The following is a 15,653-nucleotide window of genomic DNA, read 5'->3' on the forward strand; positions in this document are numbered from 1 at the left end:
TAGAATAGACGACACGGCGCACGTCCTATCGGCCGCTCGCGCGGGACGCGACCATGGCGTTGCTTGGCGATCTGGATTAAGCTTCACCGACATTATGGGCCTCGCCCTTCAGTCGTTCCGGAGAAACGAACCATGGAAACGATGAGCAGCATCCTGATACTTGCATTGGTCCTCATTCCATTGATGATGTTCTTTCCAACCGCAGTTCAAATGATGGCGACATTGTTCGGCATGAGCACGGTTCTGGTGGGGATGCCGCTCTGATGAAGGCCGTTTCCGACGACGCCGCCGAACAGGCGACCTTCCAGGTCCTGACCCGGGCGCTGGACAAGCTCTTGGGTCCGATCCGCTTCCTGCTCGACGATCCGAGCGTTTCCGAAATCCTGATCAACGGGACATCCGATATCTTCGTCGAACGGCGCGGCAAGCTCGAACGCGCCGACACGCGGTTCGCCAGCCGCGAGGATCTGGAATCGGCCGCGCGCAGCATCGCGCAATTCTCCGGCAAACGGCTGACGCCGGAGGAGCCGAGCGTCGAGGCGCGCCTGCCGGATGGTTCGCGCGTGCAGATGATCCAGCCGCCGGCTGCCCGCACCGGGCTCTGCATCTCCATCCGCCGCTTTTTGAAGGAACATCGCAGCATTCGCGATCTCGTCACCCAGGGCAGTCTGACCGAGCAGTCGCTGACGCTGCTGCAGGCGGCCGTCGGGCTGCAGAAGAACGTCATCATCTCCGGCGGCACCGGCACCGGCAAGACGACGATGCTGAACGCGCTGTCGGAAGCCTTTGCCGATCACGAGCGCATCATCGTCATCGAGGACACCTCGGAACTGCAGATCCGTAAGGAACACGTGGTCTATCTCGAAGTCACGAAGCCCGACCGTTTCGGCCGCGGCGGCGCCAGCATCCGCGACCTGTTCCGCTCGTCGCTGCGCATGCGGCCCGACCGCATCATCGTCGGCGAGTGCCGCGGCGGCGAGGCGCTCGATATGATCCAGGCGATGACCTCGGGCCATAGCGGCAGCCTGTCGACGGTGCATGCCAACACGCCCTACGACGCCCTGCACCGGCTGGAAACGCTGGCGCTGATGTCGGATATCGACATGCCGCTCCGACCGCTGCGCGCCCAGATCGCCTCTGCCGTCGACGTCGTCGTGCAAATCGCCCGTTTCAAGCGCACCGGACGACGCCGGGTGATCGAGATTTCCGAGATCAAGGGCCTCAACGAGGACGGCCAGTATATCGTCGAGAGCATCTACAAGCTCGAGGGCGACGGACATTCCAATCCCGATGGCGCACTGCTGTGGACCGGTGTCGTGCCGAGCTTTGCCGCCGATGCGGTGGAAGAGCTGCAAGGTGCAGAGCGCGCCGAATGGATGACGCCTGCCGCGCGGGAAACGGCTTGAAGCCTATTGGCAGACGTTCGGAATCTGGTGCCTTCGAGGGAAGGGAAGGCAAGCGTGTTTGCCTTCCCCGGTTGTTTACCGGCGCTTTTTACGCCAGGGCGCATTCTGCTGCCAGTCGCTGGCCATGATGCCCCCGTAGGGGATCACCTCGTCGACCACTTCGGCGAGACCGTAGTGCTCGATCTGCGCCCGCACGTTCGCAGCGCTCTTGTAGGCACTCGGCAGTTCCGACACATCGGCCGGCCCTGCGCGAGCGCAAGGAGGACATAGAGCCCAATCTCGACTTCGAGCTCAGGCGCTATCTGGAACGAGAAGGCGAAAATGTTACGTTCAACAAGGAAGCACGCGAACGCTATCTTAGTTTCGCAACTGGCCCGCAAGCAGTCTGGAGTGCCAACTTTCGCGACCTGTCGGCTTCGGTGACCCGCATGGCGACCCTCGCGCCGCATGGACGCATCACGATTGACGTCGTCGATGATGAAGTCCGACGGCTGAATGCGTTTTGGCGCGGTTCGAGTGACGACGGCAAGATGGACCTAATCATCGAAGACGTGCTGGGTGCAGAAGCTGCTACTCGCCTCGATCACTTTGACGCAGCCCAGCTTGCCGCTGTTCTTCATACCTGCCGTCAACATGCCACGGCAAGTGCTGCGGGCAGAGCCTTGTTTGCGATCACGCGACTTGAGAAAAAGAGCAGCAACGACGCCGACCGCCTGAGTAAATATCTCGCGCGCTTCAGTCTCAGATTCGAGGACATTCGGAAAGCCGGATAAAGGCTTGTGGTAACCGGTGTTTCACTCCCACGTTGCCCTGTCTGGGCTAATCTGTGATCGGCTTTCCATGGACGAGCAACGGGAGTTTCTCCATGGAGAGTACATTGGAGGTTTTCACGACCAGAAAGTCTGGGCGTGAGGTTCACCTATCGAAAACCTTCTGAAGCAAAGCACACGTTCCACTGATGCCGCTATTTAACGCATTATTGCTTCAATGTCACAGCGGAAGGAACCTCTCAGCCGAGACCTTCTCCAATCCTGCATTCACGCCAGAGCTACTGTACGCTGCAAATCTACGATGTTGCCTCATCAATCACACGCCCCATGGCATATGACGGCTGGTAACCTGGCAACACGTTGCCAGTGGGTCTGATGGAACGCATCAACGCGTCTCGGGACTTGCCTACGATTGCACCTGCTTTTCGCAAGCCAAAAACGTAAGGACCCACGTCAGCAGGCAGTGAATTGAGCGACAATCCCAACTCTTTATCGGAAAGATGGGCGACAGATGCTGCCAGTTCAGCGACCTTCCTTTCCATCGCCGCGTATTCCTTCGTCAGGAGGAGTACGATGTTGTCAAAATCGCTCCAAAACTCTTCCGGCAGATCACGACGAATCGCGGCCATATCGTCCCCTGCGGCCATTGCTTCCCAGATTGCCAATGGCGTGCAGCGTGAGATCAACGCATGGATACGACGGTACTCGGAGCCTTTGAGTTTGAGGCGCAAGCCATTTGTGAATCTAACGACAAATCCCTCGTTGTCGCGTGGGAGCGTTGCAGTATGGAGCATCATGTCCGCCATATTCCCGAACTCATGGCGTTCGGCCGCACGCCATCCCAACGCTTGGCTGGTCGTTCGAACCTCGTCGTAGGTTACTTCAAGACCTGAAGCGTGGTAGGCCGCCAACATCACCATGGCAGGCTCCGCATATCGCACGACCATTCTGTTTTCCGGATATACCGCCTCGAACAGATATGTCGTATCCGGCGACAGACCTGAGAGATCGTGGGCATCCAAGCGTGCTTGAGCCCATAGGGCCTGTTCGGAGTCGAACGCGCCTTTGGTGGCTGCGTGCCAACGGCCAGCATCATTGAACACGATTATCAGACTACCATCGAGCTTTTCGAACGCCTCAAACGGCAGATCGGGTACTTTGCCATGCCGCTCGTCGACATTGAAAAACTTCGGAAACGGCGTAGCAACGACCCGACCAGCGCCCTCGTCCACAATGAGACCGCGAGCGATCAGCGAAAACTGATCCCAACCATCCTCATATACGCACCGGGGGGTATAGATGTAGAGCTGCAAAGTACCGGTTGCGTTCTGACGGCGATGGACATGGCCGAGCCCTTGGGCTCGCTTCAAGCCAGCGATAAGGTCGGGAAACGGGATTTGGCGTGCAGGGTGTATCGGGTCGTTCATCTTTTCACAGCACCCTCTTTTATCGCCTTCAGAATTATTTTTGGCTGAATTTATCAATTGTTCAGCCGTTCCACGCCGTCAAACGCGATTTACTAATAGATTTGATTGTCCGCTCTGATGGGTGCAACGCCATTGGGTTCGGACCCAACACAGCCTTTGCCAATGATTTCGCTACTGGCGTTCGCGATCCCCGCGTTGAAGCGTGAATCCGATTCGAGATAACGGTTCGATCAATCATGCTCAAAGAATTTATCTCGCGGCATTATCTAGGCTGCCACGAAGTGTGATTGGGGCACCGCTTGCCATCTGCTCCATCGTCAGTCCCTAAAAATTTCGCCGCCATCCTCTCCGCTGTAGCGAATTCTCGTGTTGGCTCGACGGTCAACGGCTGGGTGCCACCGCGCCGGAAAGTTGAGCCTTCCAGCTATTCCCCTAATCGTCGATCTTGTGCCGGCACGGCCCTCACGCGCCTTCCTTTTCAGCGCTCGCCGCCATATGCCTGAGTTCGTCCCAGAGGCTTTCGGCGAAGCTGCGCAGAACGGCGAGTTCGAAGCTGTCATCGCCGGTGCGGACGATCTGTACGGAGATGTGACCCATCATGGTCATCGCCGAACTGCCTTCCGGGAAGACGGCGGGATCGAGATCGATGGCGGTGCCTTTTGAGAGAAGCAGCCGCGAGGAGCGGCCTGATATGCCGATGCGCACGCGTCCGTGGCTCTGGTCCATGACGACGGCTTTTCCCGCGAGTACTGCCGCAAGGGCGGCAAGGCTGGCGGGGGAAAGCGGCTCGTTGCCGGCGACGAACCATTGGCGGAAGCCGGCTTTGCGGATCGAACTATTGGTAAAGCCGGCTTTGGCCAATTCCGCGGCAAGTGCCGCCGACTCGATCGTGCCGAGCACGTGCAGGAGATGGCCTTCCGGCAGGGCCTCCAGCCGGATGCCTGCTCCGGAAATGCCACTATATACCGTTCCGGCAAGAACCGGTTTGTGCTGGGGAAGATCAGGCATGGAGCTTCTCGTTTTCGGGATCGATGAAGACGGGATGGCAGAGCACCGCATCGGTGAATTCATTGCGCAGCCCGTTCCAGACCGTCATCTTTTCGCCGATGCGCTCCGGCCCGCGCCGGACCAGCGCCAGGCCGATCGTATGGCCGAGGGTCGGCGAGAAGGCGCTCGATGTAACGTAACCCTGGTCGTTTTCGAGCGTCGCCGCAGCGCCTTCGGCAAGGATATGCGAGCCGGTGCGGAAGCCACTTGCCGGGTTGAGCGGCTTGACGCCGACAAGGCGCGGGCGCTCGGGATCCTGCAGGCCGTCACGGGCAAGCATCGCCTTGCCGATGAAATCCGGCTTGGTCGATGACACCATGCGGCCGAAACCGAGATCGCCCGGGGTGACCGTGCCGTTGATCTCGGCATGGGTGACATGGCCCTTTTCGATGCGCAGGACGCCGAGCGCTTCGGCGCCGTAGGCGCAGATGCCATGTTTTTCCCCGGCCGCCATGATGGCGTCGGCAACGCTCTCGCCGTAGCCGGCCGGCACGGCCAATTCGTAGGCGAGTTCGCCGGAGAAGGAAATCCGGAACAGCCGGCCCTCGAGACGGCCTGCGAATAGCGACACCTTGCGGGCGCTCATGAAGGGGAAGGCGGCATCGGAGATATCCTCGTCGACGATCTCGGAAAGGATGGCGCGGGACTTCGGCCCGGCAACGGCCATCTGCGCCCATTGATCGGTGGAGGAGGCGAAGCAGACGTCGAGCTCCGGCCAGATCGTCTGGGCGCAGAATTCGAGATGGGTGAGCACCCCGGCGGCAAGCGCCGTCGTCGTCGTCATGAAGAAATGCTCGTCGCTGAAGCGGCTGGTGGTGCCGTCGTCATAGATAAAGCCGTCCTCGCGCAGCATGATGCCGTAACGCGCCTTGCCGACGGCAAGCTTGGCGAAGCCGTTGCAATAGACCCGGTCGAGGAAGATCGCGGCATCCTTGCCGAAGATTTCGATCTTGCCGAGGGTCGAGACGTCGCAGAGGCCGGCATTTTTGCGGATATTCAGCACTTCGCGATCGACGCTGTCGCGCCATGTCGCCTCGCCGGCTCGCGGGAACCAGGAGGAACGATACCAGAGGCCGGTTTCAACGAAGACCGCGCCGTTCTTCTGAGCCCAGCCGTGCAGCGGCGATTTGCGCGCCGGCTGGAAATCCTTGCCGCGCGATGCCCCGGTCAGAGCGCCGAAGGAGACCGGCGTATAGAAAGGCCGGAAGGTCGTCGTTCCCACTTCGGCGGGCGAAACGCCGCGCGCCTCGGCCAGAATGCCGATAGCGTTGATGTTGGAAAGCTTGCCCTGATCGGTCGCCATGCCTGATGTCGTGTAACGCTTGGCGAGCTCGACATGGCCGTAGCCTTCTCGCACCGCGAGGCCGAGATCCTTGAGATGGACGTCGTTCTGATAATCGACGAAGGCCTTGCCCTTCGAGCCCTTGACTGACCAGAGGGGCTTTGAGCCTCGCGCCGCTTCCGAGGCGGCGGCAAAGGCCGGTTCCGCCGCCGCAAAGCCGATCGCCTTCAGGGCGGCAGCCGCCTTTGCCGCACCATCGCCAAGGCAGGCAGCGGTTTCGACAAGACCGGCAGCCGAGCCGGCAACGGCAAGGCCTTCCTGCGCAGCCGGCGGCAGAAACGCCGCGGCCTCGTCCGACCATTGCGGCTTTGCGCCGCGATGGCAGGCAAGGTGGATGACCGGACTCCAGCCGCCCGACATGGCCAGCGCATCGGCTTCGATGCGGCGGGTGCCGCTTGCGGTTTCGACGCTGACGCCGTTGAGGCGCTGGCCGCCATGGGCATCAACGATCCGGGCGCCCCTCAGCACGTCGGCGCGACCCTGCCAGGTCTTTCCCCCGTCCGCGCGGCTGTCGACGATCGCCGTGATGGCGAGGCCGGCGGCCTCAAGATCGGCGGCGGTGCGGTAACCGGCATCATTGGTGGTAAAGACCACCGTACTTCTGCCCGGCGCGACAGCCTGCCGGTTGAGATAGCTGCGCATGGCGCCCGCCATCATCACGCCCGGAATATCGTTGCCGCCGAAGACCAGCGGCCGCTCCTCGGCGCCCGTCGCCAGGATTGCCTGACGGGCGACGATGCGCCACAAGCGTTCGACCGGGCGGTCCGGATCGGGCAGCGCCACATGCTTCTGCACACGTTCGACGGCGCCGAAGACATTGTCGTCGTACCAGCCGAAGACGGTCATGCGCGGCAGGCGGCGCACATTCGCCAGCCCTTCGAGCTCGGCCAGCAGCTCAGCGGGAAGCGTGTCCGCTGGCTTGCTCTCGACAGCGCCGCTCTCGGAAAGCAGGCTGCCGCCGAGTTCGGCGCCTTCGTCGGCAAGGATGACGCGCGCTCCGGCGCGGCCGGCGGTCAGTGCTGCGGCAAGACCGGCGGGGCCGGCGCCGATCACCAGCAGATCGCAGTGCGCCCAGCATTTCTCATAAATATCGGGATCGGCCTCATAGGAAGCTCTGCCGAGGCCGGCCGCCTTGCGGATCACCGGCTCGTAGAGCTTTTCCCAGAGTGCTGCCGGCCACATGAAGGTCTTGTAGTAGAAACCGGCGCTGAGGAAGGGCGAGAGCAGGCCGTTGACCGCGCCGATATCGAAGCCGAGCGAAGGCCAGCGGTTCTGGCTCTTTGCCGTCAGCCCCTCGTAGAGCTCGATCATGGTCGCGCGCGTATTCGGTTCGGTGCGCCCGCCGCTGCCTGTCGTCACCAGCGCGTTCGGTTCGGCCGCACCCGCCGTCAGGATGCCGCGCGGGCGGTGATATTTGAAGCTGCGGCCGACGAGCTGGATGCCGTTGGCAAGCAACGCCGAGGCGAGCGTATCGCCCGGATGGCCTTCCAGCGCCTTGCCGTCGAAACTGAAACCGAGTGTCGTGGCGCGGTCGATCCGGCCGCCGGAGGAAAGACGGAAGCTCGTCATGCCGGTTCTCCGCCGAGCTTGGAAAGTGCGGCATCCCTGACGTGATGGACCTTATGGGTAATGGTATCGCGTTCGACGATCAGCCAGCGGCGGCATCCGGAGGAGTGGTGCCAATATTCGCTGTGGCGGCCACGCGGATTGTCGCGCAGATAGACATAGTCGAACCAGGCATCCGCCCCGGCATCCGGCGCCGGCCTGACAAGGCTCGCATCGCCGCGGATCGAGAATTCCTCCTTGGGCCGAGCGCCGCAATGGGGACAGGAAATCAGGCTCGCCATGTTGAGTGTCCTCAGTGCAGATTGGGCTGGGCGCCGACGCCCTTTTCGTCGATCGGATAGCCGCGGGCGAAACGGTCGAGCCGGAAGGCGCGGGCCGTCTGATGCGGCGTGTTGCGGGCGATCAGATGGGCGTAGCAGAAGCCGGAGGCGGGCGTTGCCTTGAAGCCGCCGTAGCACCAGCCGGCGTTGAGATAGAGATTGTCGATATGGGTGCGGTCGATGATCGGCGAGCCGTCCATGCTCATGTCCATCACCCCGCCCCAGGAACGGAGATAACGCACCCGCGACAGCGAAGGGATCATCGCCACGCCGGCTTCGGCGACATGTTCGACGGTCGCCAGATTGCCGCGCTGGGCATAGGAATTATAGCCGTCGATATCGCCGCCGAAAACAAGGCCGCCCTTGTCGGACTGCGAGACGTAGAAATGTCCGGCGCCGAAGGTGACGACATTGTCGATGAACGGCTTCAACCCTTCGGAGACGAAGGCCTGCAGCACATGGCTTTCGATCGGCAGACGGAGGCCCGCCATATCGGCGACGACGGTGGAATTGCCGGCCGCCGCCAGCGCCAGCTTGGCGCAGCCGATGAAGCCCCTGCTGGTCTCGACGCCGGTGACCTGACCGTTTTCGGTGCGGATGCCGGTGACCTCGCACTGGGTGATGATGTCGACGCCGCGGCTGTCGGCGCCGCGCGCATAACCCCAGGCGACCGCATCGTGGCGCACCGTGCCGCCACGCGGCTGGAACAGGGCGCCCATCACCGGGAAACGCGCATTGTCGAAATCGAGGAAGGGCAGTTTTGTGCGCACCGCCTGCCTATCGAAAAGCTCGGCATCGACACCGTGCAGCCGCATGGCGTTGCCGCGGCGCGTATAGGCATCGCGCTGCGCATCGGAATGGAAGAGGTTGAGCACGCCGCGCTGCGAGACCATGGCGTTGAAATTGAAGTCCTGCTCCAGCCCTTCCCAAAGCTTCATCGACAGCTCGTAGAAGGGATTGTTGCCGGGAAGCAAATAGTTCGAGCGGATGATCGTGGTATTCCGGCCGATATTGCCGGAGCCGAGATAGCCCTTTTCGAGCACGGCGACATTGGTGATGCCGAATTCCTTGGCGAGGTAATAGGCGGTGGCAAGGCCGTGACCGCCGCCGCCGACAATGACGACATCATAATGCGGCTTCGGCGCCGGGTCGCGCCAGGCGGGCGCCCAGCTTTTGTTGCCGCGAAGGCCGTTGAGGAAAATCGAAAGAGCGGAGTAGCGCATGGGTCAATCCGAATGGAACGACCGCATGATGCCAGAAAGGCGACGCGCGACTTGCGCAATTAGGACATGAATGGTTAGAAAAGAGACATGTACTCATCCGATAGTAGAAATGTCCAGGAGATCGGCTTCATCCTCATCCCGGGATTCGCGCTGATGTCTTATGCCTCGGCGACCGAGCCGCTCAGAGCGGCAAACCTTTTGGCCGGACGAGAGATCTATCGCCTGTCGATCTTCTCGCCGGACGGCGCGCCGGTGCTCTCGTCCTCGGGCGTCAGCGTGCCAGCCGAACCGCTTCCGGCAAGGGGTTCCGGCCTCGGCACGGCCTTCGTCTGCGCCGGCGGCTTGCCGCGCGATTGGCGTTATCCCGGCGTGCTTGCCTGCCTGAGGCAGTTGGCGCGCGAAGGTGTCAGGATCGGCGGCATTTCGGGAGGGCCCTATCTGATGGCGGCCGCCGGACTGCTTGCCGGCCGCGATTTTACCATCCATTGGGAACATGCCGCCGCCCTTCTCGAGGCCTTCCCGGACCTCACGCCACACCAGGCGCGCTTCATGATCGACGGCAACCGCATCACCTGCGGCGGCGGCATCGCACCGCTCGACATGATGCATGTGCTGATCGCCGAGCGCATGGGACCGGACTTCGCCCGACGCGTCAGCGACTGGTATCTTCACACCGAGGTCAACGAGCCCGCCGCCCCCCAGCGCGCCTCGCTGGCCGAGCGCTACGGCGTCCATCATCCCGGGCTGCTCAGCGTTCTCGAACGCATGGAGGAGACGATCGAGATGCCGCTCGGCCGCGCCGCCATGGCACGCATCGCCGGCGTCACCACCCGCCATCTCGACCGGCTCTTCTCAGCCCATCTCGGCACCACCTTTCTCGATCAATACCATCGGATCAGGCTGCAGCATGCCCATCGCCTGCTGAAACAGAGCCCGCTTTCCGTCTCGGAGATCGCGGTCGCCACCGGCTTTTCCAGTCTCAGCCATTTTTCCCGGATGTTCCGCGCCGCCTACGGCATCGCTCCGCGCGAGGCGCGGCGGGAATAGGTTTTCTTCACGGTTGAGAAAATTTCACTATGACGATAGGGTTGGCCTCGGTCAAAAGCGAAGGCGGCAGCATGAAAACCAAGCGTGAAGCGGCAACTCAACCGGACGAGGCGCATGGCGGACGCACGCCCTTTTCCCAGGATCCGCACGCAGTTCGGGAACCGAAGGAGAACAACCTCGAAATGGCGATCGGCCATGAGGTGCGCGCCTACCGCAAAAAACTCGGCATCACCGTCACCGATCTCGCGGCCGCGACCGGCATTTCGCTCGGCATGCTGTCGAAGATCGAAAACGGCAACATCTCGCCCTCGCTGACGACACTGCAATCGCTGTCACGGGCGCTCGGCGTGCCGATGACCGCTTTCTTCCGCCGCTATGAGGAGCCGCGCAACGCCGTCTTCGTCAAGGCGGGGCAGGGTATCGAGCTCGAACGGCGCGGCACGCGGGCCGGCCATCAATATAATCTGCTCGGCCATATCGACAATAATACCAGTGGCGTCATCGTCGAGCCCTATCTCATCACACTGACCGCCGATTCCGACGTCTTCCCGACGTTCCAGCACGAAGGCATGGAGTTTCTCTATATGCTCGAAGGCGAGGTTATCTACCGCCACGGCGACCAGCTTTTCCAGATGCAGCCGGGCGACAGCCTGTTCTTCGATGCCGATGCGCCGCATGGGCCGGAACAGCTGGTGAAGCTGCCGAGCAAGTACCTCTCGATCATCAGTTATCCCCAACAGAACTCCAGAAGCTGACTTGCCTTAAAAGAAAAATTTATTCTTCCCAGTTGATGCCCTGAAACAGACCTGCTACTCCTTTCTCAACATGAACGGAGGCACGCGCTATGTGCGGCATTGTTGGACTGTTCCTCAAGGACAAGAGCCTTGAATCTCAGCTGGGAAATCTGCTCTCGGATATGCTGATCACCATGACGGATCGCGGACCGGATTCGGCCGGCATCGCGATCTATGGCGGTGCTGCCGAGGGCAGGGCGAAGATCACCATCCAGTCCGCCAATCCGGGCGCGGACTTCGAAGGCCTCGCCGCCGACCTCGAGAAGGCCGGCATCAAAGCCGAGGTATCGATCAAGAGCACGCATGCGGTCATCGAGCTTGATGCCTCCAAGCTTGGAACCGTGCGCAAGGCGCTCGAAGAGATCCGTCCGGCGGTCCGTCTGATGGGGTCGGGCGAAAGCGTCGAGATCTACAAGGAAATCGGCCTTCCGAAAGACGTCGTGAAGCGGTTCGACGTCCGCGCCATGGGCGGCACCCACGGCATCGGCCATACCCGCATGGCGACCGAATCCGCCGTCACCACGCTCGGCGCCCATCCGTTCTCGACCGGCGCCGACCAGTGCCTCGTGCACAACGGCTCGCTCTCCAACCACAACAATCTGCGCCGCGAACTCATCCGCGAAGGCATGACCTTCGAGACGCAGAACGATTCCGAAGTCGCCGCCGCCTATCTGACGGCCGAAATGGCCAAGGGCAAGGATCTCGGCCAGGCGCTGACTGGCGCGCTCGACGATCTCGACGGCTTCTTCACCTTCGTCGTCGGCACCAAATCCGGCTTCGGCGTGGTACGCGACCCAATCGCCTGCAAGCCCGCCGTCATGGCCGAGACCGACCAATATGTCGCCTTCGGCTCGGAATACCGCGCACTGGTCAACCTTCCCGGCATCGAGAATGCCCGTGTCTGGGAGCCGGAGCCGGCGACCGTTTATTTCTGGGATCACGACAAGGCCGCCTGAGGGGCGCCTGAAAACAGGAGACGGCTGAAACCGTCTCCCAGACAAACGAGGATTCCAACGAGGATTCAATGCCCATATTCGACCTTTCCAACACCCCGCTTCGCGAGTTGAACAGCGCCCTGCACGCCCTTTCGAAAGGCGCCAACGACACCGAATTCGAAGTCATCAACCCGCGCGGCAGCCATGCCGTCGCCGTCGGCATCGACAGCCCCGTCACGGTCTCCGTCAGAGGATCGGTCGGTTATTACTGCGCCGGCATGAATGATGGCGGCAGGGTGACGGTTCATGGTTCGGCCGGTCCGGGCGTTGCCGAAAACATGATGTCCGGCACCGTCGTCATCGAAGGCGACGCCAGCCAGTATGCCGGCGCCACCGGCCGCGGCGGCCTGCTCGTCATCAAGGGCAATGCGGCCTCGCGCTGCGGCATTTCGATGAAGGGCATCGACATCGTCGTTCACGGCAGCATCGGCCACATGTCGGCCTTCATGGGCCAGTCCGGCCATCTCGTCGTGCTCGGCGACGCCGGGGATGCGCTGGGGGATTCGCTCTACGAAGCCAAGCTTTTCGTCCGCGGCGAGGTCAAGAGCCTCGGCTCCGATTGCATCGAGAAAGAGATGCGGCGGGAGCATCTGGAGAAGCTTGCCGAGCTGCTCGAGCGCGCAGAGGTGACCGACGTCAGGCCCGAAGAGTTCAAGCGCTACGGCTCGGCCCGCAAGCTCTACAATTTCAACATCGACAACGCCGACGCGTATTGAGGCGAGGGATCCCCATGAGCTATCACAACCCCTATACCCCGCCCCGCAAGTCCGCGACCTTCGACGATTATACGCTCGCCGAAATCCGCCGGGCGGCCGCGACCGGGATCTATGACATCCGCGGCGCCGGCACCAAGCGCAAGGTTCCGCATTTCGACGATCTGCTGTTTCTTGGCGCCTCGATCTCGCGCTATCCGCTCGAAGGTTATCGCGAGAAGTGCGACACGACGGTGGTGCTCGGCTCGCGTTTCGCCAAGAAGCCGATCACGCTCAAGACGCCGATCACCATTGCCGGCATGAGCTTCGGCGCGCTTTCCGGCAATGCCAAGGAAGCGCTCGGCCGCGGCGCGACGATATCAGGCACCTCGACCACGACTGGCGACGGCGGCATGACCGATGAGGAACGCGGCCATTCGCAGACGCTGGTCTATCAGTACCTGCCGTCGCGCTACGGCATGAACCCGAAGGATTTGCGCCGCGCCGATGCGATCGAAGTCGTGGTCGGCCAGGGCGCCAAGCCCGGCGGCGGCGGCATGCTGCTCGGTCAGAAGATCTCCGACCGCGTCGCCAATATGCGCAACCTGCCGAAGGGTATCGACCAGCGCTCGGCCTGCCGCCATCCCGACTGGACCGGCCCCGACGATCTTGAAATCAAGATCATGGAGCTGCGCGAGATCACCGATTGGGAAAAGCCGATCTACGTCAAGATCGGCGGCGCGCGTCCCTATTACGATACCGCCCTTGCCGTGAAGGCCGGCGCCGACGTCGTCGTGCTCGACGGCATGCAGGGCGGCACCGCGGCCACCCAGGACGTCTTCATCGAGAATGTCGGCATGCCGACACTTGCCTGCATTCGCCCGGCCGTCCAAGCGCTGCAGGAACTCGGCATGCATCGGAAGGTGCAACTGATCGTTTCGGGCGGCATCCGTTCCGGCGCCGACGTCGCCAAGGCGCTGGCGCTCGGCGCCGATGCAGTCGCGATCGGCACGGCCGCACTTGTCGCCATCGGCGACAACGATCCGCACTGGGAAGAGGAATATCAGAAACTCGGCACGACAGCCGGCGCCTATGACGACTGGCATGAAGGCAAGGATCCGGCCGGGATCACCACCCAGGATCCGGAGCTCGCAAAGCGCCTCGACCCGGTTGCGGCCGGCCGCCGCCTTGCCAACTACCTCAAGGTGATGACGCTCGAGGCGCAGACGATTGCGCGGGCCTGCGGCAAGAACCATCTGCACAACCTCGAGCCGGAAGACCTCGTCGCACTGACGATCGAGGCATCCGCCATGGCGCAAGTGCCGCTCGCCGGCACCAACTGGATCCCCGGCAAAGGGGGCTTTTGATTTCTACCGGCCGGGCAAACGTCCCGGCCGTTCCGTATCCGTAACCAAGGTGTCTCCAAGAAATCCAAAGGGGAACGAGAATGACACTGGACCTTGCTGCTTTTGCCAGAGACAAAGGCATCAAATATTTCATGATCAGCTATACCGACCTGTTCGGCGGCCAACGCGCCAAGCTGGTCCCCGCCGAAGCCATTGCCGATATGCAGAAAGATGGCGCCGGCTTTGCGGGCTTTGCCACCTGGCTCGACCTGACGCCCGCCCATCCCGACCTGTTCGCGGTTCCCGATGCGTCCTCCGTCATCCAGCTGCCCTGGAAGAAAGACGTCGCCTGGGTCGCGGCCGACTGCGTCATGGACGATCAGCCGGTCGAACAGGCGCCGCGTGTACTGCTGAAGAGGCTGGTCGCTGAGGCTGCGAAACAAGGGCTGAGGGTCAAAACCGGCGTCGAGCCGGAATTCTTTCTAATTTCCGCCGATGGCTCGGTGATCTCGGATCAGTACGATACCGCCGAAAAGCCCTGCTACGATCAGCAGGCGGTGATGCGCCGCTACGACGTCATCGCCGAGATTTGCGACTATATGCTCGAACTCGGCTGGAAGCCCTATCAGAACGACCACGAGGATGCGAACGGCCAGTTCGAGATGAACTGGGAATATGACGATGTTCTGAAGACGGCGGACAAGCACTCCTTCTTCAAGTTCATGGTCAAGTCGGTCGCCGAAAAGCACGGGCTTCGCGCTACCTTCATGCCGAAGCCCTTCAAGGGACTGACCGGAAACGGCTGCCACGCCCATATCTCGGTCTGGGACCTCGATGGCAAGGTCAACGCCTTCGCGGACAAGGAGATGGCTTTCGGGCTCTCTGCTCAGGGCAAGACCTTCCTCGGCGGCATCATGAAGCATGCCTCCGCACTTGCCGCGGTTACCAATCCGACGGTCAATTCCTACAAGCGCATCAACGCGCCGCGCACCACATCGGGCGCTACCTGGTCGCCGAACACCGTCACCTGGACGGGCAACAACCGCACCCACATGGTGCGCGTTCCGGGACCGGGACGTTTCGAGCTGCGCCTGCCTGATGGGGCGGTCAATCCCTACCTGCTGCAGGCGATCATCATCGCCGCCGGCCTCGACGGCATCCGCAGCCAGGCAGACCCCGGCCGGCACTACGATATCGACATGTATGCCGAGGGCCATCTGGTGAAGGACGCGCCGCGCCTGCCGCTCAACCTTCTTGATGCGCTACGCGCCTATGATGACGACGAGGGCCTGAAGCAGGCGATGGGGGCGGAATTTTCCGCCGCCTATCTGAAGCTGAAGCATCGGGAATGGAATGCCTACTGCTCGCATTTCACCCAATGGGAACGCGACAGCACGCTCGACATCTGAGCGGCCGACGGATGTCTTTAAGACCGCCGACATGCCGGAGCGACAAGCTTCGGCGCGATCGCATCCTCGGCACCTGATCTCGAAGGAAGAGACAGCATGAAAAACATCGTACTGACCGTATCCTGCACATCGACGCGCGGCATCGTTGCGGCGATTTCGAGCTATCTGGCGGAAAAGGGCTGCAACATCATCGACAGCTCGCAGTTCGACGATCTCGATACCGGCAAGTTCTTCATGCGCGTCTCCTTCATCTCCGAAGAAGGTCTTTC

General features: G+C 61.9%; 12 protein-coding genes and 3 pseudogenes. 9 read left to right on the forward strand and 6 right to left on the reverse strand.

All coding sequences use genetic code 11. The annotated features are described in order from the left end of the window. Positions 1 to 94 precede the first annotated feature (94 nt). Positions 95 to 1,406 (forward strand): annotated as a pseudogene (locus tag FHX03_RS17780) (CpaF family protein). A 75-nt stretch (positions 1,407 to 1,481) separates the two neighbouring features. Here FHX03_RS17780 and FHX03_RS17785 read toward each other — a convergent pair. After that, positions 1,482 to 1,655: pseudogene (locus FHX03_RS17785) on the reverse strand (RNA-splicing ligase RtcB); the annotation flags it as partial. Here FHX03_RS17785 and FHX03_RS17790 point away from each other — a divergent pair. After that, a pseudogene (locus tag FHX03_RS17790) lies at positions 1,646 to 2,179 on the forward strand (sigma 54-dependent transcriptional regulator); the annotation flags it as partial. The pseudogenes FHX03_RS17785 and FHX03_RS17790 sit on opposite strands and share 10 nt — an antisense overlap. A gap of 293 nt (positions 2,180 to 2,472) precedes the next feature. On the opposite strand, the gene FHX03_RS17795 reads toward FHX03_RS17790, so the two are convergent. The 5 genes from FHX03_RS17795 to FHX03_RS17815 all read right to left on the reverse strand — a co-directional run bounded on the left by FHX03_RS17795 (position 2,473) and on the right by FHX03_RS17815 (position 9,101). After that, on the reverse strand, positions 2,473 to 3,603 hold the full coding sequence (locus FHX03_RS17795; RefSeq protein WP_097625739.1) for an RNA ligase: 1,131 nt from the start codon (positions 3,601 to 3,603) through the stop codon (positions 2,473 to 2,475). A 462-nt stretch (positions 3,604 to 4,065) separates the two neighbouring features. After that, positions 4,066 to 4,611, reverse strand: coding sequence for a sarcosine oxidase subunit gamma (locus tag FHX03_RS17800; protein ID WP_183854784.1), 546 nt, complete (start codon positions 4,609 to 4,611; stop codon positions 4,066 to 4,068). Beyond that, a complete protein-coding gene (locus FHX03_RS17805) occupies positions 4,604 to 7,561 on the reverse strand; it encodes a sarcosine oxidase subunit alpha family protein (RefSeq protein WP_183854786.1) in 2,958 nt (985 codons plus the stop codon). Before FHX03_RS17805 ends, FHX03_RS17800 begins: the two co-directional genes overlap by 8 nt. Further along, positions 7,558 to 7,839 carry a sarcosine oxidase subunit delta gene (locus FHX03_RS17810; protein ID WP_097625742.1) on the reverse strand — a complete coding sequence of 94 codons (282 nt, stop codon included), beginning with the start codon at positions 7,837 to 7,839 and terminating at the stop codon, positions 7,558 to 7,560. Before FHX03_RS17810 ends, FHX03_RS17805 begins: the two co-directional genes overlap by 4 nt. A gap of 11 nt (positions 7,840 to 7,850) precedes the next feature. After that, on the reverse strand, positions 7,851 to 9,101 hold the full coding sequence (locus tag FHX03_RS17815) for a sarcosine oxidase subunit beta family protein (protein WP_183854788.1): 1,251 nt from the start codon (positions 9,099 to 9,101) through the stop codon (positions 7,851 to 7,853). An 87-nt stretch (positions 9,102 to 9,188) separates the two neighbouring features. Between FHX03_RS17815 and FHX03_RS17820 the strand changes: the two genes are divergently transcribed. From FHX03_RS17820 to FHX03_RS17850, 7 genes are all read left to right on the forward strand, one after another. After that, on the forward strand, positions 9,189 to 10,148 hold the full coding sequence (locus tag FHX03_RS17820) for a GlxA family transcriptional regulator (protein WP_183854790.1): 960 nt from the start codon (positions 9,189 to 9,191) through the stop codon (positions 10,146 to 10,148). 29 nt (positions 10,149 to 10,177) lie between these two features. Beyond that, entirely contained in the window at positions 10,178 to 10,903 is a 726-nt protein-coding gene (locus FHX03_RS17825; RefSeq protein ID WP_245500015.1) for a helix-turn-helix domain-containing protein, read from the forward strand. A gap of 89 nt (positions 10,904 to 10,992) precedes the next feature. After that, positions 10,993 to 11,898 (forward strand): class II glutamine amidotransferase, encoded by a 906-nt coding sequence (locus tag FHX03_RS17830; protein ID WP_131710780.1) that lies wholly within the window; start codon positions 10,993 to 10,995, stop codon positions 11,896 to 11,898. Between the two features lie 68 nt (positions 11,899 to 11,966). Beyond that, positions 11,967 to 12,653, forward strand: coding sequence for a GXGXG domain-containing protein (locus FHX03_RS17835; protein WP_131710781.1), 687 nt, complete (start codon positions 11,967 to 11,969; stop codon positions 12,651 to 12,653). Between the two features lie 14 nt (positions 12,654 to 12,667). Then, entirely contained in the window at positions 12,668 to 13,996 is a 1,329-nt protein-coding gene (locus FHX03_RS17840; RefSeq protein WP_097625746.1) for an FMN-binding glutamate synthase family protein, read from the forward strand. An 80-nt stretch (positions 13,997 to 14,076) separates the two neighbouring features. Continuing rightward, positions 14,077 to 15,384 carry a type III glutamate--ammonia ligase gene (glnT, locus tag FHX03_RS17845; RefSeq protein WP_183854792.1) on the forward strand — a complete coding sequence of 436 codons (1,308 nt, stop codon included), beginning with the start codon at positions 14,077 to 14,079 and terminating at the stop codon, positions 15,382 to 15,384. Positions 15,385 to 15,480: 96 nt separating this feature from the next. Beyond that, positions 15,481 to 15,653: ACT domain-containing protein (locus FHX03_RS17850; RefSeq protein WP_183854794.1), on the forward strand; the 173-nt coding region annotated here is incomplete at its 3' end.

This window comes from Rhizobium sp. BK456 (genome assembly GCF_014194045.1).
Taxonomy (GTDB): domain Bacteria; phylum Pseudomonadota; class Alphaproteobacteria; order Rhizobiales; family Rhizobiaceae; genus Rhizobium; species Rhizobium redzepovicii.

Bases quoted from the DNA above. Each gene is read 5' to 3' on its own strand.
- FHX03_RS17835 (WP_131710781.1), top strand. From the start codon at position 11,967: ATGCCCATATTCGACCTTTCCAACACCCCGCTTCGCGAGTTGAACAGC.
- FHX03_RS17805 (WP_183854786.1), bottom strand. From the start codon at position 7,561: ATGACGAGCTTCCGTCTTTCCTCCGGCGGCCGGATCGACCGCGCCACG.
- FHX03_RS17825 (WP_245500015.1), top strand. From the start codon at position 10,178: ATGACGATAGGGTTGGCCTCGGTCAAAAGCGAAGGCGGCAGCATGAAA.
- FHX03_RS17840 (WP_097625746.1), top strand. From the start codon at position 12,668: ATGAGCTATCACAACCCCTATACCCCGCCCCGCAAGTCCGCGACCTTC.
- FHX03_RS17800 (WP_183854784.1), bottom strand. From the start codon at position 4,611: ATGCCTGATCTTCCCCAGCACAAACCGGTTCTTGCCGGAACGGTATAT.
- FHX03_RS17815 (WP_183854788.1), bottom strand. From the start codon at position 9,101: ATGCGCTACTCCGCTCTTTCGATTTTCCTCAACGGCCTTCGCGGCAAC.
- FHX03_RS17810 (WP_097625742.1), bottom strand. From the start codon at position 7,839: ATGGCGAGCCTGATTTCCTGTCCCCATTGCGGCGCTCGGCCCAAGGAG.
- FHX03_RS17795 (WP_097625739.1), bottom strand. From the start codon at position 3,603: ATGAACGACCCGATACACCCTGCACGCCAAATCCCGTTTCCCGACCTT.
- FHX03_RS17830 (WP_131710780.1), top strand. From the start codon at position 10,993: ATGTGCGGCATTGTTGGACTGTTCCTCAAGGACAAGAGCCTTGAATCT.
- glnT (WP_183854792.1), top strand. From the start codon at position 14,077: ATGACACTGGACCTTGCTGCTTTTGCCAGAGACAAAGGCATCAAATAT.
- FHX03_RS17820 (WP_183854790.1), top strand. From the start codon at position 9,189: ATGTACTCATCCGATAGTAGAAATGTCCAGGAGATCGGCTTCATCCTC.